The organism is Streptomyces meridianus, from assembly GCF_023703325.1.
Taxonomy (GTDB): Bacteria; Actinomycetota; Actinomycetes; order Streptomycetales; family Streptomycetaceae; genus Streptomyces; species Streptomyces meridianus.
Genome location: NZ_JAMQGM010000049.1, coordinates 27,511 through 49,406, shown reverse-complemented (window position 1 = coordinate 49,406; position 21,896 = coordinate 27,511). Strand labels below are relative to the sequence as shown.

The window sequence follows — 21,896 nt, the reverse complement described above, 5'->3', positions numbered from 1 at the left end:
CCGGAGTCCTGTCCCGGAGCCGGGCGGCCGGCGAGCGGTACGACGGGCCGGCGCACGGCGACCCGATCCGGTGCGAGCAAACGGGAACGTTTCGCGTCCGGGCGGCCACCGGGGGTGACGGGGACTCGGTCACTCCTGGGTGAGCAGTCCGCTCCGGAGCCGGGTCAGGACGCGTGCCAGGAGACGTGAGACGTGCATCTGCGAGACCCCGAGCTCCGCGCCGATCTCGGCCTGCGTCATCTCGGCGCCGAACCGCATCTGGAGGATCCTGCGGTCGCGTTCGCCGAGCTCCGCCAGCAGCGGCTTGAGAGCCTCCAGGTTCTCCACGATCTCCATGGCGGGGTCGACCTCGCCGAGCCGGTCGGCCAGGCAGGTCCCGCCGCCTTCCGCGCCTTCCTCGGCGGGCACGTCGAGCGATCCGGCGGTGTAACCGTTGCCGGCGACGACGCCCTCGACGACCTCTTCCTCGCTGAGGTTCAGGTGCTCGGCGAGCTCGGACGTGGTGGGTGCGCGGTCCAGGCGCTGCGACAGCTCGTCGTTGGCCTTGGCCAGGTCGAGGCGCAGCTCCTGCAGGCGCCGGGGGACGTGGACCGACCAGCTGGTGTCACGGAAGAAGCGCTTGATCTCGCCGACGATGTAGGGCACGGCGAACGTGGCGAACTCGACCTCGCGCGAGAGGTCGAAGCGGTCGATGGCCTTGATCAGGCCGATCGTGCCGACCTGGACGATGTCCTCCATCTGGTCGGCCCGGTTGCGGAACCGCCCGGCGGCGAACTTGACCAGGGAGAGGTTGAGTTCGATGAGGGTGTTGCGCGCGTACTGGTACTCGTGCGTGCCCTCCTCGAGCTCGGCCAGCCGGTCGAAGAAGAGCTTCGACAGGGCGCGGGCATCCTTGGGGGCGATCTTGTCCGCCTCCTCGATCCACGGCAGAGCGGCGTCCTTCGTCTCGTCGACCTGAGCGGCTCCGCTCACCGTCGTGGCGGCGGATTCGGTGCCGGTCGTGGATCCCATGATGCTCACGTCGCCCTCCCATGTTTCGGTCGTTCGAGCCCCGCTTACCCCGTATTCCTTCCCGCACACCGATGGGTTCGCGCAACTTCACTTCTCCGGTGCGGCTGGGCTCCGGGTGGCCGGCGGGGCTCCGGTGTCACCGCGAGGGGAGCAGCCGGGCGGCCCTGACCACCGGCCGGGAGGTGGTGGCGCCCGCCGTCCGGCGCACGAGCGCGGCCTGACGTCCGACGTCGTGCGCCGCGTGCCGGACCCGCCAGTTCAGCGAGGGCCGGCCGGCGGTGTCCGCGGCCGCGAGGAGGAGGCCTCCGAGCATGGAGAGGTTCTTGAGGAAGTGCAGCTTCTGCGCCTGGCGCTCGTCTTCGTCCTTGGCACTCCAGAACGGGTGACCGGCCAGCGTGGTGGGGACCAGGGTCACAGCCAGCGCGACCGCACTGATCCGCGGCAGCACCCCCAGCCCGAGCATGCCGCCCGCGACCACGTGAACGGCCCCGTTGACCCGGACGGCCTGCTCGGGGTCGTCGGGCACGGCGGGCACCCGCTCCGCGAGGGGCGAGACGACCCGGGCGGCCCCGGGCGCGACCGCCGCCGCGTTCCGGTAGGTGGACCATCCGCTGTACACGAACACCGAGGCCATGAGCGGCCGCGCGATTCTCCTGAGAACGACCATGAAGGACGGTTGCCCTCTCCTGCCGCCCTCCTACCCCGCCGCCGCCCGGCATCGCCCGGGTGGGCGACACTCCGCGGCCCCAGCCGCTGCGGCCGGGGCCGGGGCCGACGTCCCTGCGACGGGCACCCGGCCCGCACCCGCCGGGCCCGGTGCCCGTGCTCGGCAAGTCTCGCCCGGATGCTTGCGGCGTCCGGTGCGGTACATCGCAGGAGGGGATGCCCCTCCGACCCGGGGGCCCTCCCCGAAGGATGGGGGAGTGCTCGGGTGAGGCGACGCAGCGAGGGCCGGACAGGGCGTCGCGAGCCGGTGGACCTTTCCGGCCACCGCACTAGGCTTCGGCGCCATGACCAACTTCATCGTCTCCGTCCCCGGCACCTTCAAGCAGGAACTCGGCGCCGAAGCGAGGGCCCGGCTGCTGACCGCACTCCAGGGCACCGACCCGGAGGAAGTCGGCGATGTTCCGCCCGACTTGGACGCGTTGAGCACCGATGACAGCGGGCCGACCTTCACGCTGCGTCTGGAGGTTGATGCCGAGGACAGCCGCTCCGCTCAGCAGGAGGCGCTGTCCATCGCCCGGAACGCCCTCGAACAGGCGGGCTTCGACGAGGAGTCCGCGCCTCTGGGACCGCCGGTGATGACGGCGATCGACGTCGAATGACCATGCCAAAAGGTCAAATGTCCCCATTCTGTAACGCGCGGTGATTCAGCGCGGCTCGTGCGGGACGTGCCGCGAATCTGGTCTCCCGGTCATTCACCGGGAATTAACCACCGGCACGGTGCATCCAGCCGTGCCTGCACGAGAAATGGGGTCACCATGTCCCTGAGCATCCGCAGTCTCGCCGCCACGGCCGTCGCCGCCGTCGCCCTCGTGGGCGCCGCAACCCTCCCCGCAACCGCGGACGGGAGTCACCGGCACGGCCACCACAACGGGCACCACGGCCACGGGCAGCGCGGAGGCGTCGAGATCTCCGAGGTGCAGTACAACAGCCGCGGCATCGACAGCCGTTTCAACCGCAGCCTCAACGGCGAGTGGTTCACGGTCCGGAACGATGGGCGCTTCCCCGTCCAGCTCCGCAACCACACCGTCCGGGACGGGCGGGGGCACACCTACCGGTTCGGCTGGCTGCGGCTGCGCGGAGGCCAGGAGGTGACCGTCCACACCGGCTACGGCCGCGACAGCGGGTCGCGCGTCTACCAGGACAGCCCGCGTCACCTGTACAGCAACGTCAGAGGCTCCCTCACCCTCCGCGACGACGAGGGCCGCAGGCTCGACCGGTGCGCGTGGAACCGCTGGGACGGTGGCCACAAGAGCTGCTGAACCGGGCCCGTTCGCGGGCTGATCGTCCGGCGGCGCCACTCCCGTCTCCTTTGCCCGGCGGGGGCGGCGCCGCCGCGTTGTGCGGCGGCCACAGCCTGCTGGGCCACCCGTCTCAGTGCCGGCCGGACCCGGACTCCGCCGCCCCGGCCGGCACCGTCTCCTGCGGCAGCGGCCGGACGACCAGTCGGAGCGCGCACAACAGGCACAGGGCAGCGACGAAACCGCTGAAGAGGAGCCCAGCCGAGCGCAGGCCCAGGGCCTGTTCCAGGACTCCGATCCCGATCACGGGCAGGGAGATGCCGACGTACAGGGCAAGGAACAGCGCCGAGTTGATTTCGGCGCGACGTTCCGGCGGACTCTGCGTACCGACCACGGCGAATCCGGCGCGGAAACTCATCCCCTGGCCGGTGCCGGCAACGGCTGCCCCCACCGCGAGCAGCCCGGCGGACTCGACCACGAGGCACGCCGCCACAGCCGTCACTCCGGTGAAGAGCACGACACACCCGACGGGCAGAACGGCTCGCGAGTCGAACGGCCGGGAGAGGACCTGTCCCGCCGTGGACCCCGCGAACACGGTGAAGACCAGGGCGCCGGAGACTGCCAGGTTGTGCAGTCCGAGGATCTGCGACGCCATGCTGGGCACGACGGAGGTGAACAGTCCCAGGGTGGCGAACCCGGCGAACCCGGCGACCGCGGCCGGGACGAAGACCGGGCGCGCCTGAGCGGGTACTTGCGGCATGCGTGGCCGCAGGGTCGCCCGCCGGCCGGTCCTCGGCACGGTCTCCGGGAGCAGCAGCACCCCGATCGTGGCCACCGTGATCAGGACGAGGTCGACGACGAAGACCGTGATCAGGGGTGACGGCGCGTACTGTGCCAGCACTCCGCTGAGGAGCGGACCGCACCCGAGGCCGAGCATGTTGGCCCCGGTCGCGATCAGGACTGCCCGGCCGCGGTGCTTCTCCGGAGCGAGTTCGACGATGGCGGCGGTGGCCGTACCGGTGAAGATTCCCGCCGAGAGGCCGGAGAGCAGCCGTCCGACGAACAGCAGCGGCAGCCCCTCCTCGGCGATGAACGCCACCGCGGACAGGGCTGAAAGGACGAGGCCGGGCAGCAGCAGGGTGCGGCGGCCGAACCGGTCGGAGAAGTCACCGAACAGCAGCAGGGCGATCATGACACCGAAGGCGTAGACGGCGAAGACGACCGTCGTCATCAGGGCGCCGAAGCCGATGGTGTGCTGGTAGATCCCGTAGAGGGGGGTGGGGAGCGTCGTCCCGATCATGGTGACGACGAAAGCGAAGGCCGCCGCGGCGACGGCCCGTGCTGGGTGGCGGGGAGGGGGGACCGCTCGGGCCCGGTCGGGACTCGTCATGGCGTCCTTGTACCCGCCGGGCGGGGAACCGAGCGGACGGAAATCAGGGGGCTCCCCCGAGCCGGTCCTCCTCGGAGACCACGTGCACGGCGGCCTCTTCGGCGGAGGCTGCCGCGCCGTCGATCCCGACGTCGCGCGCGACCATGTCCTTCTCCCGTGCGGAGTGCGCACCCTCGTCCGGTGCCACGAGCCGTCCCGAACGGGCCCCGCCGACCTCGTCGTCCCACAACTCCCCGTCGCTGTCGGGGGTGTCGCCCAGACCGTCCCCTTCGGGCACGGCGACCTCCGGAACCTCGTGGGACAGGCGCCGGTCGAGGCTCTCCCCCAAGTGCTGCTCCTGGGCGGTCGTGCCCGGGCTCTCGACGGCGAGGGGCCGCTCGGGGGGCGAGTACCCCTCGTCGAGCACCTCGTCGACTCCGCGCTGCTCGAGGGTGTCCTCGGGCTCCAGCGGTCCGATGTCGTCCTGCACCTCGGAGCGGTCCGGCTGGTAGACCTCGTCACCCATCATGCTCTCGCTCATGCGCCGTCCTCGCCAATCTCCGCGGGCGTCTCTCATTCTAGATCTGCGTCCCGGGCCTCGCAGAGACGGTGTCCGCGCTCCCGGGACGGGTCCGTCGGCGGGGCCCGGGCGCACCGGCACCGTGCGGCGGCGCCGTGTCCGCACCGGCCTCCGCCCGGGCCCCGCCGACGGGACACGGCGCAGGGCCGGCCGGCTCTCCCGGAAGCCTGGCCTCCGGCGCGGCCAACCCCGGTGCTGCGCACGGCGGTCCGCGTGTCCGGCAGCCGGGCACCCCGACCTGGCCGGATACCTGACGCAGCGTCGGGAACTGACCTAGCATGACGGACCGGCAACGGTACGAAACCGGCGAGGACTGCGAGGCAGGGATGAGCCAGGACCACGAGCCCGTGCTCAAGGGGATCGACGTCGACGTGCCCAGCGTGGCGCGGATGTACGACTACCTCCTGGGTGGCAAGGACAACTACGGGGTGGACCGCGCGGCCACGGAGGAACTGCTCAAGGCCGTGCCGAGCACCAAGGTCCTGGCCGTCAACAACCGTCGTTTCCTGCAGCGCGTCGTCCGCCGCCTGGCCGAGGACCACGGCATCCGGCAGTTCATCGACCACGGATCGGGGCTGCCCACCCAGGACAACGTGCATCAGGTCGCCCAGCGTGTCGACCCCGGGTCCCGTGTGGTCTACATCGACAACGACCCCATCGTTCTCGCTCACGGCCGTGCCCTGCTCGAGGAGAACGAGAACACCGCCGTGATCCAGGCGGACATGCGCGACACCGAGGGGATCCTCGGCCACCCGGAGGTCGTCCGCCTGATCGACTCGGACGAGCCCGTGGCCGCACTGTTCGTCTCGGTCCTGCACTGCATACCCGACTCGGACGACCCGGCGGGACTGATCAAGCGGGTCGTGGAGCGTCTGGCGCCCGGCAGTTGCCTGGTGGTGTGCCAGCTGGTCAGTGAGGACGCGGCCACCCGTGACTTCGTGACCGACTTCATGGACAAGAGCACCCACGGCAACTGGGGCCGGGTGCGGCAGGAGCACGAGGTGGCGGAGTACCTCGAGGGTCTGGAGATCCTCGAGCCGGGTCTGGTGGAGGTCTCGATGTGGCGTCCGGACTCCGAGATCGGGCCGAAGCAGCTCACCCAGGAGTGGATCGAGTTCGGCGGTGTCGCCCGCAAGCCCTGAGGCGTGAGACGACGAGCCCGGTCGGCGAGCGGTTACCGGCCGAGTTCGTCCGTGATTTTTTCGAGGAACGGGACGGTGGCCGACGGGGGCTCGGCCTCGGCACAGACTCTGTCCATCACCGAGAGGTAGTTGTCCACGTCGTCCCGCTTGTCGAGGTACAGGGCGCTCGTGAGCTGTTCCAGGTACACGATGTCGGGAAGGTCCGGTTCGAAGAAGCGCAGGATGGTGACCGGGCCGCCGGCCGCCGCCACACCGCCGATGCTGAAAGGCGCGATCTGCAGCGTGACGTTCGGGAGCCTGCCCACCTCCACGAGATGCTCGAGCTGAGCCCGCATCACGTCCGGTCCGCCCAGGGCACGGCGCAGCGAGGCCTCGTCGAGGACGGCCCACAGTTTCGGCGCGTCGGGACGGGTCAGCAGCCGCTGCCGGGCCATGCGCAGCCCGACCCGCCGCTCGATCTCCCCGCCGGGGGCCTGCGGGTGGCCGAGCCGGGTGACGGCGCGGGCGTACTCGGGGGTCTGGAGGAGTCCCGGCACGAACTGGTTCTCGTAGGTTCGGATGACCGATGCGGCCTCCTCGAGGCCCAGGTGGGTCTCGAACCACGTCGGGAGCACGTCACCGTACTGGTGCCACCACCCGGGGGCACTGGCCTGGCGGGCCAGCGCGAGAAAGTCCTCGCGGTCCGCCTGGTCGGTGACGTTGTAGAGGGTGAGAAGGTCGGCAACGTCGCGCTCCTTGTAACCCGTGCGCCCCAGTTCGAGCCGGCTGATCTTGGCGTGGGACCCGCGGATCGCCTCCCCCGCCGCCTCCCGGCTGATGCAGTTCGCTTCCCGGAGTCGTCGCAACTGGGAACCGAGCACGATGCGCAGCACCGTGGGGCCGCCTCGGGGGTGCTGGAGATAGCGCCGTATCGACCGTTCGCGACTCGACTGAGCGGCGGGCATGCTGGCTCCCCTGAGTGAATGCGTGAGCGCTCAGTGTTGCATTCCGGGCCCGGTTTCGTACAGCCGCGTGCGGAATGGGGGAGCCACGCGAGTGATCAGCAACCGCCCGCCATGCCGTCGAACTCCCCGTCCTTGGCACCGTCGATGAACGTCGCAATCTCGGCACGGGTGTAAATGAGTGCGGGTCCGTCGGGATAGCGGGAATTGCGGACCGCGATCTCGCCTCCGGGCAGCTCGGCGAGTTCGACGCAGTTGCCGCTCGGGTTGCTACGCCGGCTCTTGCGCCACACCGCACCCTCGATGCAGGACGCCTGGATGCCGTTGTCGATGTGTCCCACCTGAGATTCTCCCTCATGCAGCCAGGAACCGGCGGCCCTGTGGTCATCACTCGTCAGAGTGCTGTGCAAGCACGGCTGTTCTTACGAATGTACTTGCAGATGTACTTGCAGCGGCAGGCGGCGAACGAGGATAGTAGTGCGCGTGGACAGTCACCACGCTCCCCCGTCCGCGCTGTTATCGGAGACCGCCATGACAGGAGTTCCGGCACGTCCGGCAGGCACTGCGGGTCCTGGCGGCCCGCATGCGACAGCAGATCGCCCTCCGGCGACGGCTTGCGGGGGGCCGCGCGCATGAAGGACTGGGATACCGCCGGCCGTGAACGGAACGCGCACACTCCCGAGGTGGGTGTGCTGGCATGGGACTCACGGCGCCGGCTCGTGGGTGTTCTGATGGACGCGCAGTGCGGTCGCATGTACCTCCGTCCGCCGGAGGGCGGCCTGGAGTGGGAGGCGCTGCCCAGTGACGTCCAGGCAGTCGGCCAGGGTGAGGGCAGCCCGAGGAGCACGGCCGATCACATGACATCGCGCAAGGGGAGCATGTGAGTGCACACGATCATCCGGCACGCCGACTGGCTGATGAGCCCCGAGACGGCTCCCGAGGCTCCGGCCGTCATCTTCGAGATGCAGTGCACCACGTGCGGGGACGCCTCCCAGGCCGAGGAGGACTTCGAGGTGGCCCGTACCTGGGCGTTCACCCATGTCGGGCGGAACCCGTCGCACACCGGTTTCCGTGAGGTCGTCCACCGCTTCTGGCGGGCCACGCTCAAGAGCTGACGGCCGTGACGCGGCGGGGAGACGACCGGCTGACCGGGCCGGCTGCACCGCCCGGCCCCGGAACGCGCCGGCCACCGGCGGACGGTGAGACGCTCACCGAGGCGGTGAACGCGCTGCGCGGCGGGGACCGTTCCGTACCTGCCCACGCCGAGGCCGTGTGCAACCGCATCGACGAGGCGGACCGGACGCTTCGGGTCTTCGTCCCCGAGCCCGGCCGACGGGAGCGGATCCGTACCGCCGCGGAGCGGATCACCCGGACCTGGCCCGAACCCGCGGCGGGGCCGCCACTGTACGGCGTCGCCGTGGGAGTCAAGGACATCGTCCGGGTCGACGCGGCCACCCGCGCCGGATCACGGCTGCCGCCGGAACTCTTCGAAGGGCCCCAGGCCTCCGTGGTGGACCGTCTCGTCAAGGCCGGGGCGTTCCTGGCCGGCAAGACCGTCACGGCGGAGTTCGCCGGCCCCGCTCCCGGGCCGACCCGCAATCCGCACCGGCCACGGCACACGCCGGGCGGGTGGAGCAGCGGCTCGGCAGCCGCTGTCGCTGCCGGGGTGGAGCTGCTGGCGATCGGCACCCAGACCATCGGCTCGGTGATCCGGCCCGCAGCCTACTGCGGTGTGACCGGATTCCGGCCCACCCACGGGCGGATCCCGGTGGACGGCGTCGTCCCGAACGCCCCGACGTACGACACCGTCGGCCTGTTCACCCACGACGTCCGTGGCGCCGCTCTCGCGGCCGGCCAACTCTGCGACGACTGGAGCGCCGATCCGGGACCCGGAGGCCTCCCGGTGCTCGGCGTCCCGTGGAGCCACGCCGGGATGCCGGCGCTCGGTCTGCCGGTACGGCGGCCCGGCCGGGGGCTGCCGCTCGGGCTTCAGTGCGTCGCACGGCCGGGGGCAGACGAGCGACTGCTGTTGTGGGGTGCGGTGCTGGAGCGGGCGCTGGCCACGTTGCGCTGACCAGCGTCGCGTCGGGCATGCGCGCCCAGCGGACCCCGCCGCCGCGCCGACCGCGGCGTCCCCCGAGCGGTCCAACAGAGCGCGCGCCCCTCGCCCCCTCCTGCGCAGACTGGTTCGCATGACGGAGCAACGTGAGGGGCGCACGCGAACCGCTTCGAAAACGACGGCGTCGCGTCGCACCACGGCCCGGGGGCCACAGGAAGCCGCCCGCCGGGCCGGCGACAGTCTCACCGAGCTGATCGGCCATCCCCTGGAGGGCGTCTCGGCCGTATGCCGTACCGAGCAAGGCTGGCGTGTCCACGTGGATGTCATGGAAGTGCCCAGAATCCCGGACACCACGAGTCTGCTCGCCACCTACGAGGTGGAGATCGACCAGGACGGCGAGCTCATGCAGTACCGCAGAGTCCGCCGCTACCGGCGTGGCTGGGCCGACGACTGAGTTCGCGCATCCACGCCTACGAGAGGACGTCCTCCCATGACCACCACCACGACCACGTACACCGGCGAAGTCGCCTGCGTTCCGCGGGCCGGAACCCTCTATGACTGCCTCGAACTCATCCTCGACCGGGGCATGGTCATCGACGTCTTCATACGGGTCTCGCTCGTCGGCATCGAGATCCTGAAGATCGACATCCGCATCTGCGTCGCCAGTGTCGACACCTATCTGCGCTTCGCCGAGGCGTGCAACCGCCTGGACCTGGAGACCGACACCCGCAGCAAGACGGTCCCCGAGCTGTTCGGCGGCGGGGGCATGGCCACGGGCATCGGCAAGGCCGGGGCGAAGAAGGCTGCGCGCTCGGTGGGTGGCCGGGTGAAGGAGGCCATCGGCGCCGGCGGGGGCGACAGCGAGGAGGACCGGGACGAGGAGGAGGGACCGTCACGGACCACCACCCGCCGCCGCAGCGGAACACGCACGGCCGGCAGCCGCACCCGCACGTCGCGGCGTACGAGGGAGGACTGACCGATGGCCACGCAGTTGGGCGTGTACGTGTACGGCATCGTCCGCGCCGGGCATCGGCTGCCCTTCGGGCAGAACGGGGTGGGTCCGGGAACTCATCGGATCCGTGCCGTACCGGCGGGGTCTTTGAGCGCGGTCGTCAGCGACGCGCCCGAGAGTCTGCGGGCACGCCGACGCGACCTGATGGCCCACCAGGAAATGCTGCTGGCCCTGTCGTCCGGAGGCCCGGTGATTCCCATGCGGTTCGGGGTCGTCGCGCCGGACGAATCCCAACTGGTCGCCCAGGTGACGCGGGAGGAGTCCCGGCACACAGCGACACTGGAGCGCATCGGCGACCGCGTCGAGATGAACGTGAAGGCACTTCCCGCCGAAGACGCCTTGGAACCGCTCGTCCGGGAGGACCCGCAAGTACGCCGGCTGCGCGAGGAGGCCCGTCGCCGTCCCGGCTACGAGGCGAACCTCCGGCTGGGTGAGGCGGTGGCGGCCGCGCTGGGCCGGCGGGCCACGGCTGCCGCCGCCCGTGCCCTCGAGGAGTTCGGCCCCCTTGCGGACGAGGTGGCGCCGGGGCCGGAGGTGGAGGGGTGTGTCCGCAACGTCTCATTCCTCGTACCGCAGTCCCGGACCGCGCTCTTCCGCGACCGGGTGGAGGAATGTGCGGCCCGCAACCGGGACCGGGTGGAGCTGCGGCTGACGGGGCCTCTGCCCTGCTACAGCTTCGTCGCCCCGCTGACCGCGCCGGCAGGGGCCTGACATGGGGCTGTTCACCGAGGTGTTGCTGCTGCCGCTGGCCCCCGTGCGCAGTGTGATCTGGGTGACCGACCGGCTGCAGGAGGCCGCCGAGAACGAGCTTCGGGACCCTGCTGTGCTCCGGGCTCGCCTTGCCCTGCTCAACGAAGCCTACGAACAGGGGCAGATCGGGGAGGCCGAGTTCGAACGCGAGGAGGAGCGGGTGCTCGACCTGCTCGAGTCGAGACCCGCCCCGGCAAGAACCGACGTCCGACAACCCCCGGGAATGCGCTGATGAACGACACGACGAAGATGGCCATCGCCGCGGCGGTCGCCGGCGGCTACGTCCTCGGCAGAACGAAGAAGGCGAAGTTCGCCTTCGGGATGGCGACCTATCTGGTGGGGCGCCGCTTCGGCGTCAGTCCTCAGCAATTGCTCGCCGAGGGCCTGCACAAGCTCGCCGAATCTCCCCAGTTCTCCCAGTTGGGTGACCAGATCCGCGGCGAGCTGAGGGACGCGGGACGCGCCCGCCTCGACTCCTTCGCCGATGCTCTCCACGAGCGGACGCAACTGCTCGGCGTCGTGGAGCAGGAGCCCGCGGACGAGCACGACGAAGAAGAGGAGTTCGAGGACGAGGAGGACGAGGAGGCCGAGGAGGAACGCGAGCGGAGAAGGTCTTCCGGTCGCCGTGCACCCAGAGCGAGTTCGGCGAAGAGGCCGCCTGCGGCGAAGAAGGCGGCCCCGGCGAAGAAGACCGCCAGGAAGGCCGCGAAGAAGGGTGCTGCGGCCAAGAAGACGGCTGCGAAGAAGTCGGCGCCGGCGAAGAAGACCGCCGCCAAGAAGACGTCGGCCCGTCCCGGGCGCGGGAGGTAGGCGGTCATGGCGAAGCAGACGCGGGAAACCGATGACGGCTCGGGCTTCGACCGGCTGCGCGAGGAGCTCGTGGGCTACATGGGCGCACGGGCGCAGCGTTGGGCGGACGGAGCCGGGGACAAACTGACGGGGCTCACGGAGCGGCTCACGGAGGGCGGAGGCGGCGGGGGCGGTCTCCTCAAGGGCGCCGGCGCCCGGGTACTCAGCGGCGATTCGCCGGTCAAGGCTCTGATGGCAGAGAAGGCGAAGAGCGTGAAGGACAACGTGGTCGGCAAGATCAAGGACAAGTTCTCCGGATCCGGTGGCGGAAAGTCCGGCGACACGAAGGTCACCAACATCGTCGAAGTCCTCGATGTGGGGCTTCCGCTGCGCACGGTCTACGACCACTGGACGCAGTTCGAGGAGTTCAGTTCGTTCACCAAGGGTGTGCGCAGCGTGTCGGTCTCCGACGAGACGGCGTCCGACTGGAAGCTGAAGGTCGGTCCCTCGTCGCGGAGTTGGCACGCGACGATCGAGGAGCAGGTCCCGGACGAGCGCATCGTGTGGACCTCCGAGGGGGCCAAGGGAACGACACGGGGCTGCGTCAGTTTCCACGAGGTTTCACCGACGCTGACCCGCATCGTGGTGGTCGTCGAGTACTACCCCTCCGGCTTCTTCGAGAAGACCGGAAACCTGTGGCGCGCCCAGGGCCGCCGTCTGCGGCTGGATCTCAAGCACTTCCAGCGCTACGTCACGCTCGGCGCCGAGGAGGAGGTCGAGGGCTGGCGGGGCGAGATCCGGGACGGCGAGGTCGTCGTCACCCACGAGGATGCTCTCGAGGCCGAGGAAGAAGAGGGCGAGGAGGAAGAGGAGGAGCCGGAGGAGGAGTACGAGAACGAAGAGGAAGAGGAGGAGCCGGAGGAGGAAGGGGAGGAAGAGGAAGAGGAAGAGGAAGAGTACGACGAGGAAGACGAGGAGGAGTGACGCGTGAGCGTGCTGGAGCCGGAGAGCGGTACGGCGCTGACGCGGTCCGGGCCCACCGCGTCCAACCTCGCCGACATCCTCGAACGCGTCCTCGACAAGGGCATCGTGATCGCCGGTGACATCAAGATCGACCTGCTCGACATCGAGCTGCTGACGATTCGCCTGCGCTTGTTCGTCGCGTCGGTCGACACCGCGAAGAAGGCGGGCATCGACTGGTGGGAGACGGACCCCGCGCTGTCCTCGCGTGCCGCGCACGACGCACTGGCCCTGGAGAACGAGCGGCTGCGCGAACGGATCGAGGCGCTGGAGAGCGCCCCCGCCAGGCCGGAGGGGAACGGATCCGACGAGGTGCAACGCTCATGACGCCCCCCTCCCCCGGCTCCGGGGCGTCCACGGCCACCTACGTCTTCGCCGTCTGCCGCCGCTGCGACTCCGGTGTCCTCTCCGGCGTGACGGGCCACGCCCCGGCCGCACCGGTCCGCTCGCTGCGGGTCGGGGCGCTCGAGGCCGTCGTGCAGGACGTACCGGAAGCGGAGTTCTCCGAGGAGGCCCTGAGCGAACGGCTGGCGGACCCCGTTCAACTGGAGCGCTGTGTGCGGTCCCACCATGCGGTGGTCTCCGCGGTCGCCGAGCACACCGCGGTCGTACCGCTGCCGCTGGCCACGCTGTACCGGGGGGACGAACGGGCCCGGGCGGCGCTGGAGGAGAACGAACACCGCTTCATGACGGCTCTGGCCAGGATCTCCGGGCGGTCCGAGTGGGGCGTGAAGGTGTACGCCCGCCCCGGCGACCGGGCCGGTGCCCCGGCGCAGCCCGAGACGGCGCCCGTCTCCTCCTCCGGTGCGGGGCGCCCCGGCGCGGGCCGGGCCTATCTGGACCGGGTCCGCGGCCGGCAGCGGGCACGGGAGGACCGCGACCGGTCCGCGTTTCAGGCAGCCGAGCTGGTGGAGGCACGTCTGCGCGAGGTCGCGGTGGCCGCCCGCCGCCTGCGCCCGCACCACACGGAACGCACCGGCGACCGCGGGGTCCAGGTCCTGAACGCCACCTGCCTGGTTCCGGACTCGCGATGCCGCGAACTGGACCTCCTCGTCACGGAGTTGCGGGGTGATCCGGCGCTGCGGGGCGTGGAGATCGAGCTGTCCGGCCCCTGGGCGCCCTATTCGTTCGTGCAGGGAGGTGAGACGGATGCCGGGCCATGAGGTCGTGGCGTGGCAGGGCCCCGAGGCCGGTGCACCGATCGGGGTACCGCTGGTAGACCTGCTGGACCGGGTGCTGGCCACGGGTGTGGTCGTGAGCGGCGACATCGTGATCGCCATCGCGGAGGTGCCCCTGATCCGCCTGTCCCTGCACGCCCTGCTGGCCTCCGTCAGCGACCGCGTTCCGGCGCCCTGGGCCGACGGGGGGCCGCTGTGACGGAATCCCGGCTCGATCTGGACCCGGAGAAGGCCGGCCGGGATCTCGTCTCGCTCGTGCTCACCGTGGTCGAGCTGCTGCGGCAGTTGATGGAGCGTCAGGCAGTGCGCAGGTTCGACCAGGGCGACCTCACGGACGAGCAGGTGGAACGGATCGGCACCACGCTGATGCTGCTGGAGCAGCGGATGGACGAACTGTGCGACCAGCACGGGCTGCGGCGCCAGGACCTGAATCTCGATCTCGGACCGCTCGGGACCCTACTCGACCACGACTGATACGACATCGCTGCGCGGAGGGGCGGACTTCTCGTGCGGAACATGACGCAGGACGAGTGGCGTGCGTTTCTTCTCGCCGGGACGCGCACCGGCAAGGTGGCGGTCAACCGCAGGAACGGGCGGCCGCACGTCACCCCGGTGTGGTTCACGCTGGACGACGTTCCGGCGGGCGGCCGGCACGACCGTCTGCTGTTCACCACCTGGCACGGATCGGTCAAGGGCCGGGCTTTGATACGCAGCCCGTACTTCTCGCTCTGTGTCGACGACGAGACACCGCCGTTCAGCTTCGTGCTGCTGGAGTGCTCCGCCGAACTCGTCGATGATCCCGAGGAATTGCAAACCTGGGCTGTCCGAATCGGCAGCCGTTACATGGGGCCGGAGCAGGGCGAGTCGTACGGGCGGCGCAACGCGGTTCCGGGTGAGCTGCTGGTCCGGGCGGACATCGAGCGGGTCACGGCGGTTCAGGCGATCGCCGACTGGCCGGGCTGATGGGGTCCGGTTGTGCGGCGGGGGCGGGGGCTCCCTCGCCGACGGGCTGGGCTGCTCCCCTGCCTCGCAGCCGGTCCATCTCCCGCCACTCCCGGCGCAGTCCGGCCAGACCGGTGGTCAGGAAGTACATGGCTCCGCCCACGATGAGCACCGGCAGAAGACCCACGGACGTCACGGCCGCTCCGGCGATCAGGCCGCCCAGGGGGATGCCCGCCCAGGCCGTCGCGTCGCCCAGGGCGCCGACCCGGCCGAGCAGACGACGGGGAATGCGTTCGAAGAAGACCGCGCCGATGATGGGGTTGATGAATCCGGAGCCGAGCCCCGCGACGGCGAACACGGTTGCCACCGCCCACAGCGGGGCTCCGGAGGCGAGGACGAGGAACCGCGGGGCACCTGCCAGCAGGAATCCGGCGAAGAACACCGGCCGTCGCCGGAGCCGGTGCGCGACGGCCGCGGCGACCAGGCTCCCGGCCACCGATGCGACGCCCATGGCGCTCCCGGCGAGTCCGATCGCGGCGGGCCCCTGTCCGGACTCCTTGGCCCACACCGGCAGGAGCACCGACGTGAACGCCGCATCGAGCAGGTTGGTGATCGCGACCATGACGATGACGGTGAGCAGCAGCAGATCGCCGCGCAGGAAGGTGAACCCCTCACCGAGCCGTCGCCAGTAGCCGGGGCCGCACTCCCCGGCCGGGCCGGTGCCGGATGGCTCGGGGAGCCCGACGCCGCGAGGCAGTGTGAAAGCGATGATCAGCGAACCCAGCGCGAACGATGCCGCGTTGAGGGCCAGACCCGCGAGGGGGCCGACGAGTGCGATCAGGGCACCACCGCCGGCCGCACCTGCCGTCTGGGCCAGTCGCTCGATGACTCCGGAGACGCCGGTCGCCCGTTCCAGGGGGACATGAGCGCGCTCTGCCACCTCCGGGATCATGACCTCCTTGGCGAGGTCACCGGGCCCGCGAGCGGCCCCGACCACCGCGACGAGCACCAGGAGCACAGGGAAGGACAGCACGCCGGCCAGGTGGATCAACGGGACGAGGGCGGCGGCGACCGAACTGACGGCGTCGGCGGTCCAGGAGACGAGGCGCGGGCCGACCCGGTCGGTGAGCGGTCCGGTCAGCGCCTTGACGATCACGTACGGCGCCATCTCGCAGAAGGCCGCCAGTCCGGTCTGCGCGGCGCTGCCGGTGGTCACGAGGACGAACCAGGGCAGGGCGATGGCCGATATCCGGGTGCCGGACAGAGAGACCGCCATGGCAGTGAGGAGTCCGGCCAGGGGGCGTAAGTTCCCTGGGGTGAAAGGCTGTTCGGCGGCTCTCCGTGAACTCATCGGGATTCTCCCCCTCCCCCTGCCCGTTCCGCCGGCGCCGACGGGGCCCCGCCGGGAGCCGGGACGCCGGGTTCGGGGAGGAACTGCGCGATGAACGAGACCCGCTCGGCTCCGTCCGGGACATCGGCCCCTCCTGCCGCGGAGGCGGCGCGATGGCGTCCGACCACGTCCGCGATCTCCTGCCGGAGATTCTTCGCCTCCGCGGGGGTCAGCCACAGGGCCCAGTCGCTGAGATCGAAGGTGTCCCGCCAGGCACGGGGCATGGTCTGGAGTTCGTTCAGCCCCCGTTGGACGCGCAGGGCGTAGGTGGCGGCGATGGACTGCATGTAGGCCAGGGCGGCCTCGGGTTCCCGCTCGGCGAGCTCCGGATCGTCGAACCAGGTGGACTCGTGAACGGCACGCCACCAGCGCTCACGGGCGTTGCCCCGTTCGGCGTCCTCCTCGACGAATCCCGCTGCGCCGAGTTGCCGCAGGTGGTAGCTGGTTGCTCCGGAGGTCAGGCCGAGCCGTTCGGCGAGCCGGGTCGCGGTGGAGGAGCCGTGCATCCGCAGCAGCCCGACGAGCTGGACCCGTACCGGGTGGGCGAGGGCGCGCAGCCCCTTGGCGTCGAGAACGACGTGGGTGCGGGCAGCGTGCCCGGTTCCGCGTTCGTGAGTGTCCGTCATGACACGCAGCGTAGGACCGCAAAGAACTCTTCGCAAAGGTCTTTTGCAAAGATTCTTTGCGGTCGAGGGGGGGCTCCCTGCGCCCGTCAGTACTCCAGCTCGATGTAGTCCAGACCGGTCAACTCGACGGTGAGACCGGCCGCCCGGCGGCCGCTGTCCTTGAAGTACTTCTCCTGCAGCCCCTCCGCCACGATGGCCTCGAGCTGCCGCTCGGACCTGCCCTCGCGGTGCGCTTCGAACAGGCGCTCCGCGTAGGCAGGAGGCAGCAGTTCGGTGATCCGCCGCATCCGCGGGTCGTCGGTGGAGCCGGGAGCCGCGGTGAACCCGAACCGGGCCCGCGTCTCCACGGCGATGCCCGTGGTGGTCGCGGCCTGCCGCTGCGCCCGCGCCCGCACCCGAGGCTGCCACTCCTTGCGGACCTCCGCCTCCAGACGCCTGGCCACCGCGCGGGTGGGATGCTTGCGCTCCCCGGTCAGGTAGCGCTGCACCGTGCGCTGCGAGACGCCCAGCCGTGCGGCCACCGCTCGCGTCGAGCCGTTCTCGACCTTGACGAGGAAGCGCATCCGGGCCCCGGCGCTCTTCGGGATCGGGCGGGTGAGGGTGTTCTCCACCGCCCGGTCGAGGCCGTCGCTGATCTTTCCCATGGATCACTCGCCTTCGAGGGCAGCGTCGGAGCCCTTGATGTGCCGGGCCGGATTGTGCCCCTCGGCCAGCAGGCCGAGCGCCCAGCTCATCGGCTGGGTGCCCTCGTGCTTCACCATGCCGGGGCTGACGCCGAGCCGGAACGTACCCGGCAGTGGCTTTCCGTCGGCGCTGCGGGGCAGCACGTCGAGCGGCGACGGCCCGTCCGACGGATAGACCACGCAGTCGGAGAGCACCGCGACCGGGAACAGGCCGGCGGCAGCGGCCGTCCTGGCCATCTTCCGGTGCATGTTCACCCGGGCGGTGGAAATCACCGCCGCACGGATGTCCGGCCGCCAGGTGGGCCGTTCGAGCGCCGGCCACCGCTCCCCCGGCCGGTGGCGCAGGCCCTGGGGACGCTCGCGCAGTTTGCCGATGCCGCCCTTGACCGTGGCTTTGACCGCGGAGAGGACGGCCCGCTGATCCGGGTCGGCGGAGCACAGCCGGTCCATGGCCTCGAGAAAACCGGCCCCGTCGATGCCCGCGGGCACCCCGAGGTCCTCCATCGTCTCCAGGTACGCCTCGCGCAACCGGGCGTGCCAGGGATCGAGATAGGGACCGTTGTCGGGCCGCACCCACGCCTCCGACGGCTCGACCTCGGCGCCGAGTTCGACGGCATAGGCCACCGTGGGCGTGGCGTACCAGGCGGGACCCTCCGGTCGACCGCCGTGCGGAGTGAAGGGCGAGGGGAGACGAGGGTCGAGCTCGATCCCGGAGAGGTCGACCCGCCAGCAGCCGGGAAGTTTCCGGTCGAAGCGCGGCTCCCGGACGTGCACCGGAGCGCCCAGTCCGACGGTCAGCCGGGATGCGGCCGCGAGGAACGCGGTGTTGACGTCGATGCCGACCGCGTACGCGCTGTCCCGCTCGTCGTCATCCAGCAACTCCGCCGCCCGGTGCCACTCGTACGCCTCCTCGTCGAGGCACTCCCCCACCGCACGGCCCCGGGCGACGGGGTGCTCGTCCGGCGCCTCCGGGGGCGCCGGATCCACGGGAGCGGTGAGGGACCCGGGCACCGGACCCGAGGTCCAGCCCCCGTCGGTCTCGTCACGGACGGCACGGGTCGGCGGCCGCAGACTCGTCATCAGCTCCAGGCCGGTCACGGCCGTGGAGCCGCAGGGCGTGCGGACCCGGCGGGTGTAGTCGCCCAGAACGCGCGCGAGCCGTTGCGGTTCCATGCCCCCGGCTCCGCCCCAACTGCGGGCGTCCAGGGCGTCCCAGGGCAGCACGGCCAACTGGACGCAGCGGCGCCGGCCATCCGCGGCCGAACGGTAGATGCGCGCCCACGGACCGAACCCGCGCCGGGTCAGCCGCCAGTCGGTCCTGGCCAGTTGCCTGACGACGGGGTGGGTGTCGGGCAGGCGCAGCGACCGGCGGTCCTCCAGCTCAAGGGGCAGACCGAGCTCTCGGGCAGCGGCGGCGGTGAGCACGACCAAGGGGTCCGCGTCCCGGCCGGACCGGTGCAGACGCTCAGCGCCGAGACCGGCCTCGGCAGTGGCCCAGGCGGCGAGCGCCGGCAGGGTACGCGCCGGGCATTCGAGGACGCGTCCGTCCGGGAGGTGTGCCGTGCCGCGGGCCCCGAGGACGGCGACCGGTCCGTTGGGGAAGCGCGTGGAGGTCACCGCCTCCGCGGCGGCCCGCCGACCGCCAGGTGTGCGTCCGCTTCCGCCCGCGGGGCGTCGCCTGCCGGCGGGGGCAGCGGGCCGGATGGCCGGGGCAGCGGTCCTCGGCGTGGTCCGGTTTCCGGACGCCCCCTCAACCCGAGGGAGCGGGGCGGCTGTCGGCCGGGGCCCTTCTTCCGGTCCGGCCGCCTCCGGTCCGGGCGTGCCCGGCGCGGACGTCCCTGTTGCGGGCGTCTGCGATGCGGCCGCATCGCTTCGGCGGCAGAACCCGTCGAGATGCTGGGGGCGTCCGCCGCCGCGGAACGGAGTGGGCCGGCCGCACAGGACACAGGGCTCCGGTGACGCGGTCACCGGTTCGCCGCTCGGCGTCCGGTCCGCCGGAGCGGGCGGCACGGGCCCGGCCGGCGGCTGCGGCGCGGCGCTCGTCCCGTCCGCGGGGTAGCGGGCCGCCCATCCGGCCAGCAGCCGTACGTACGCCTCCCGCTTGGGCGGGCGAGGTTCGTTGCGTCCGGCCTCCCACGCCACGATCGTCTCGCGACGGACACCGAACACCCCGGCGAGGTCGGCCTGGGTGACCCGGGCGGCCTTGCGGAGCCGTTCGCGCTCCTCGGGCGGGGGTAGGTCGTCCGGGCGCGCCAGCAGGGCATCGACGGCCGCGAGAAGCTTGTCGGATTCGGGCACGTGCGCACACCTCCGAGCGCGATTCTAACTTTGCAGGCCACATCGTTGCGCACATCGTGAAGCACCCCGGAACTCACACCCCGCGGGAGGGAACCCTGTTGGGCGCGTACCGGAATCGCACAACGGACAAATGAGGTAAAAAGTTCACGGATGCCCCACATGGGCGTCTGGGGCAGCCTCGATCCCCGGGCTGTTCCTGGCGAAACCGAAGGATGCACGATCGTATGGCCAGTGGCACCGTGAAGTGGTTCAGCGCCGAGAAGGGCTACGGTTTCATCGCTCAGAGCGCGGGAGGTCCCGACCTCTTCGCCCATTACTCCAACATCCAGGGCGCAGGGTTCCGCGAACTGACCGAAGGAGAGAGCGTCGAATTCGAGGTCGGCCAGGGGCAGAAGGGCCCGCAGGCCGAGAACATCCGCCGCGTCTGACGCGACTTTCGGGCCGGGCTCACGCCGCTGGGCGGGGGCCCGGCCCCGCACGTGTCGCTGAGCGCAGGTTCAGTGCAGTCTTATGAACCCGTGAAGATCGGCCGCCCCCGGTGCGCGACAGCTGCGGTGCGCCTAGCGTGGGCACGTCCGCCGACCGCCGCTCCTCCCCCTTCGGGTGGCGGATCGCTTCCTCGGCTCCCCCATGGCCGAGGAAGCGGCACGCAATTCCGCGCGCCGGAGCTCTGCAATCGCGGCCCCCGGTGTCGCCGCGCGGCGCATCCGGTCTGACGGGCCATCGGGCATGCTGCGCAGGCGACCGGGCCGGCCCAGCAGTCACCGAACAGCCGGGGCACGCACGTTGTCGCCGCCTGTTCGCCTGCTTCGGACAACTGGCCCGGCGAGCCGAGGTACGGCCCGCCGGCCCGTCCCCGCCCCTCGGGACGGCAGGTGTCGCGCGCCGGTCGCGCGGATAGACATGAAATCCGTGCCTGCCGTATCGGAATCCGTGGTCGGCTTCGTCAGACGACACAACGAACCGGCTGTCGTACGGACGGTGCGCTCGACCGTCGGCGCGACCCTGGCGTTCGTGATCGGACTGTGGCTGACGGGCAGCCGGGCCCCGCTGCTGGCGCCTCTGACGGCGCTGCTGGTCATCCAGGTGAGCCTGTACGCCACCCTGACCTCCGGGCTGCGCCGGGTCGCCAGCGTCGTCGCAGGGGTGCTCATCGCCGCCGCGTTCAGTGCGCTCGTGGGGCTCAGCTGGTGGAGCCTGGGGCTGCTGATCCTCGCGTCCCTGGTCGTCGGGCAGACCATCCGGGTGAACGAGTTCGTCCCGGAGGTCGCGATCAGCGCCATGCTCGTGCTCGGCGTGAGCCATGTGGCCGTGGCGCAGACCGCTTGGGGGCGGGTCGCCGAGACGCTGATCGGCGCGATCACCGGCGTCCTGCTGAACCTGCTGCTCCCGCCCGTTCGCGTCCAGCCCGCGGGCGAGGCGATCCGCGAGCTCGCACGCCGCATGCGGGCACTGCTCGCACGCATGAGCCGGGAGCTCAGCGGCGGTGCCTCGATCGACCAGGCCACCTCCTGGTTGCAGGAGGCCCGCCGCCTGGACCAGGAGATCGTGCAGGTGGACTCGGCCCTCCGGGAGGCCGAGGAGAGCATGCGGCTCAATCCGCGCGTCCGGCAGGCGGCCCTCGCCCGGCTGGTGCTGCGCAGCGGCCTCGACACCCAGGAGATCTGCGCCGTCGTGCTGCGTACCCTGTGCCGGTCGCTGACCGACCTCTCGCAACGGCGTCACCGGGAACCGGTTTACGCGGGGCCGGTGGCCGAGGCCCTGCAGGAACTCCTGACGCACGTGGGAGCCGCGGTGGACAACTTCGGCCGTCTGATCACCGCGCAGGTGAGCCCGAACGCCGAGCGGGCCGAGTCGGAGCTGGCTCAGGCGCTGGACGAGGGCCGGTCGGACCGCGAGGAGATCGCGGCCCTGCTGCGGTCCGAGACGACGCGGGAGCCCGAGGCCTGGGAGCTGCACGGCGCGCTGCTCGCGAACGTGGACCGGTTGCTCAGCGAACTCGATGTCGAGCGGCGCTCCCAGTGGCTGGCCGAGGAGTTCGCGGAGCACGCGACGCGGCAGCCCCCGCGGCGTACGGCATCCGAAGGCCGCCGCCGCGCCCGTGCCGCGGCGGCGGCCCTGTGGCCGCGCCGCGGGCGGTGA

At 71.2% G+C, this 21,896-nt stretch carries 29 protein-coding genes; 19 read left to right on the top strand and 10 right to left on the bottom strand.

Features of this window, described 5'->3' with window-relative positions; translation table 11 throughout:
• Positions 1-129 precede the first annotated feature (129 nt).
• Positions 130-1,011: an RNA polymerase sigma factor SigF gene (locus M1E25_RS21985; RefSeq protein WP_251418504.1), complete on the bottom strand. Its 882-nt coding sequence runs from the start codon at positions 1,009-1,011 to the stop codon at positions 130-132.
• Between the two features lie 136 nt (positions 1,012-1,147).
• Positions 1,148-1,678 (bottom strand): DoxX family protein, encoded by a 531-nt coding sequence (locus M1E25_RS21980; RefSeq protein ID WP_251418424.1) that lies wholly within the window; start codon positions 1,676-1,678, stop codon positions 1,148-1,150.
• Positions 1,679-2,021: 343 nt separating this feature from the next.
• Here M1E25_RS21980 and M1E25_RS21975 point away from each other — a divergent pair, with 343 nt between their 5' ends.
• Positions 2,022-2,336, top strand: coding sequence for a hypothetical protein (locus tag M1E25_RS21975; protein WP_251418422.1), 315 nt, complete (start codon positions 2,022-2,024; stop codon positions 2,334-2,336).
• A 156-nt stretch (positions 2,337-2,492) separates the two neighbouring features.
• Entirely contained in the window at positions 2,493-2,996 is a 504-nt protein-coding gene (locus M1E25_RS21970) for a lamin tail domain-containing protein (RefSeq protein WP_251418420.1), read from the top strand.
• Positions 2,997-3,108: 112 nt separating this feature from the next.
• Here M1E25_RS21970 and M1E25_RS21965 read toward each other — a convergent pair whose 3' ends face one another.
• Positions 3,109-4,365, bottom strand: a complete 1,257-nt coding sequence (locus tag M1E25_RS21965) for an MFS transporter (protein ID WP_251418418.1) — start codon at positions 4,363-4,365, stop codon at positions 3,109-3,111.
• Positions 4,366-4,408: 43 nt separating this feature from the next.
• On the bottom strand, positions 4,409-4,885 hold the full coding sequence (locus M1E25_RS21960) for a DUF5709 domain-containing protein (RefSeq protein ID WP_251418416.1): 477 nt from the start codon (positions 4,883-4,885) through the stop codon (positions 4,409-4,411).
• A 365-nt stretch (positions 4,886-5,250) separates the two neighbouring features.
• On the opposite strand from M1E25_RS21960, the gene M1E25_RS21955 reads away from it, so the two are divergent.
• Positions 5,251-6,066, top strand: a complete 816-nt coding sequence (locus M1E25_RS21955; RefSeq protein ID WP_251418503.1) for an SAM-dependent methyltransferase — start codon at positions 5,251-5,253, stop codon at positions 6,064-6,066.
• A gap of 32 nt (positions 6,067-6,098) precedes the next feature.
• Here M1E25_RS21955 and M1E25_RS21950 read toward each other — a convergent pair whose 3' ends face one another.
• Both M1E25_RS21950 and M1E25_RS21945 read right to left on the bottom strand, forming a co-directional pair.
• The gene (locus M1E25_RS21950; RefSeq protein WP_251418414.1) at positions 6,099-7,010 is read right to left on the bottom strand and encodes a Sco1979 family transcriptional regulator; all 912 of its coding nucleotides are present in this window, start codon (positions 7,008-7,010) and stop codon (positions 6,099-6,101) included.
• 95 nt (positions 7,011-7,105) lie between these two features.
• Positions 7,106-7,348, bottom strand: coding sequence for a DUF397 domain-containing protein (locus tag M1E25_RS21945; protein ID WP_251418413.1), 243 nt, complete (start codon positions 7,346-7,348; stop codon positions 7,106-7,108).
• 291 nt (positions 7,349-7,639) lie between these two features.
• Between M1E25_RS21945 and M1E25_RS21940 the strand changes: the two genes are divergently transcribed.
• From M1E25_RS21940 to M1E25_RS21875, 14 genes are all read left to right on the top strand, one after another.
• Positions 7,640-7,891, top strand: a complete 252-nt coding sequence (locus M1E25_RS21940) for a hypothetical protein (protein WP_251418412.1) — start codon at positions 7,640-7,642, stop codon at positions 7,889-7,891.
• Entirely contained in the window at positions 7,892-8,122 is a 231-nt protein-coding gene (locus M1E25_RS21935; RefSeq protein WP_251418411.1) for a DUF7848 domain-containing protein, read from the top strand.
• A 5-nt stretch (positions 8,123-8,127) separates the two neighbouring features.
• Positions 8,128-9,081, top strand: coding sequence for an amidase family protein (locus M1E25_RS21930; RefSeq protein WP_251418410.1), 954 nt, complete (start codon positions 8,128-8,130; stop codon positions 9,079-9,081).
• Between the two features lie 118 nt (positions 9,082-9,199).
• Entirely contained in the window at positions 9,200-9,520 is a 321-nt protein-coding gene (locus tag M1E25_RS21925; RefSeq protein WP_251418409.1) for a gas vesicle protein GvpO, read from the top strand.
• Between the two features lie 36 nt (positions 9,521-9,556).
• A complete protein-coding gene (gvpJ, locus tag M1E25_RS21920) occupies positions 9,557-10,042 on the top strand; it encodes a gas vesicle protein GvpJ (RefSeq protein WP_251418408.1) in 486 nt (161 codons plus the stop codon).
• Between the two features lie 3 nt (positions 10,043-10,045).
• Positions 10,046-10,789 carry a GvpL/GvpF family gas vesicle protein gene (locus tag M1E25_RS21915; RefSeq protein WP_251418407.1) on the top strand — a complete coding sequence of 248 codons (744 nt, stop codon included), beginning with the start codon at positions 10,046-10,048 and terminating at the stop codon, positions 10,787-10,789.
• Position 10,790: 1 nt separating this feature from the next.
• The gene (locus M1E25_RS21910; protein WP_251418406.1) at positions 10,791-11,060 is read left to right on the top strand and encodes a gas vesicle protein GvpG; all 270 of its coding nucleotides are present in this window, start codon (positions 10,791-10,793) and stop codon (positions 11,058-11,060) included.
• On the top strand, positions 11,060-11,638 hold the full coding sequence (locus tag M1E25_RS21905; protein ID WP_251418404.1) for a hypothetical protein: 579 nt from the start codon (positions 11,060-11,062) through the stop codon (positions 11,636-11,638). Before M1E25_RS21910 ends, M1E25_RS21905 begins: the two co-directional genes overlap by 1 nt.
• Before the next feature lie 6 nt (positions 11,639-11,644).
• Complete coding sequence (locus tag M1E25_RS21900) at positions 11,645-12,601, top strand: SRPBCC family protein (RefSeq protein WP_251418403.1); 957 nt, start codon at positions 11,645-11,647, stop codon at positions 12,599-12,601.
• A gap of 3 nt (positions 12,602-12,604) precedes the next feature.
• A complete protein-coding gene (locus M1E25_RS21895) occupies positions 12,605-12,964 on the top strand; it encodes a gas vesicle protein (protein WP_251418401.1) in 360 nt (119 codons plus the stop codon).
• Positions 12,961-13,800 (top strand): GvpL/GvpF family gas vesicle protein, encoded by an 840-nt coding sequence (locus M1E25_RS21890; protein WP_251418399.1) that lies wholly within the window; start codon positions 12,961-12,963, stop codon positions 13,798-13,800. Before M1E25_RS21895 ends, M1E25_RS21890 begins: the two co-directional genes overlap by 4 nt.
• Positions 13,787-14,014, top strand: coding sequence for a gas vesicle protein (locus M1E25_RS21885; RefSeq protein WP_251418397.1), 228 nt, complete (start codon positions 13,787-13,789; stop codon positions 14,012-14,014). The genes M1E25_RS21890 and M1E25_RS21885 overlap by 14 nt, the downstream gene beginning before the upstream one ends.
• Positions 14,011-14,289: a gas vesicle protein K gene (locus M1E25_RS21880; RefSeq protein WP_251418395.1), complete on the top strand. Its 279-nt coding sequence runs from the start codon at positions 14,011-14,013 to the stop codon at positions 14,287-14,289. The genes M1E25_RS21885 and M1E25_RS21880 overlap by 4 nt, the downstream gene beginning before the upstream one ends.
• A 42-nt stretch (positions 14,290-14,331) precedes the next feature.
• Positions 14,332-14,778 (top strand): PPOX class F420-dependent oxidoreductase, encoded by a 447-nt coding sequence (locus M1E25_RS21875; RefSeq protein WP_251418394.1) that lies wholly within the window; start codon positions 14,332-14,334, stop codon positions 14,776-14,778.
• Here the strand turns inward: M1E25_RS21875 and M1E25_RS21870 are convergent.
• The 4 genes from M1E25_RS21870 to tap form a co-directional block, all read right to left on the bottom strand.
• Positions 14,741-16,033, bottom strand: coding sequence for an MFS transporter (locus M1E25_RS21870; protein WP_251418392.1), 1,293 nt, complete (start codon positions 16,031-16,033; stop codon positions 14,741-14,743). The two genes, M1E25_RS21875 and M1E25_RS21870, sit on opposite strands and share 38 nt — an antisense overlap.
• Before the next feature lie 71 nt (positions 16,034-16,104).
• Positions 16,105-16,773 carry an ArsR/SmtB family transcription factor gene (locus M1E25_RS21865; RefSeq protein WP_251418390.1) on the bottom strand — a complete coding sequence of 223 codons (669 nt, stop codon included), beginning with the start codon at positions 16,771-16,773 and terminating at the stop codon, positions 16,105-16,107.
• A gap of 86 nt (positions 16,774-16,859) precedes the next feature.
• Entirely contained in the window at positions 16,860-17,417 is a 558-nt protein-coding gene (gene tpg, locus M1E25_RS21860; RefSeq protein WP_251418388.1) for a telomere-protecting terminal protein Tpg, read from the bottom strand.
• Positions 17,418-17,420: 3 nt separating this feature from the next.
• On the bottom strand, positions 17,421-19,754 hold the full coding sequence (tap, locus tag M1E25_RS21855; RefSeq protein ID WP_251418387.1) for a telomere-associated protein Tap: 2,334 nt from the start codon (positions 19,752-19,754) through the stop codon (positions 17,421-17,423).
• Positions 19,755-19,978: 224 nt separating this feature from the next.
• Between tap and M1E25_RS21850 the strand changes: the two genes are divergently transcribed.
• Positions 19,979-20,182 carry a cold-shock protein gene (locus M1E25_RS21850; RefSeq protein WP_251418386.1) on the top strand — a complete coding sequence of 68 codons (204 nt, stop codon included), beginning with the start codon at positions 19,979-19,981 and terminating at the stop codon, positions 20,180-20,182.
• 475 nt (positions 20,183-20,657) lie between these two features.
• Positions 20,658-21,896: an FUSC family protein gene (locus tag M1E25_RS21845; protein WP_285831068.1), complete on the top strand. Its 1,239-nt coding sequence runs from the start codon at positions 20,658-20,660 to the stop codon at positions 21,894-21,896.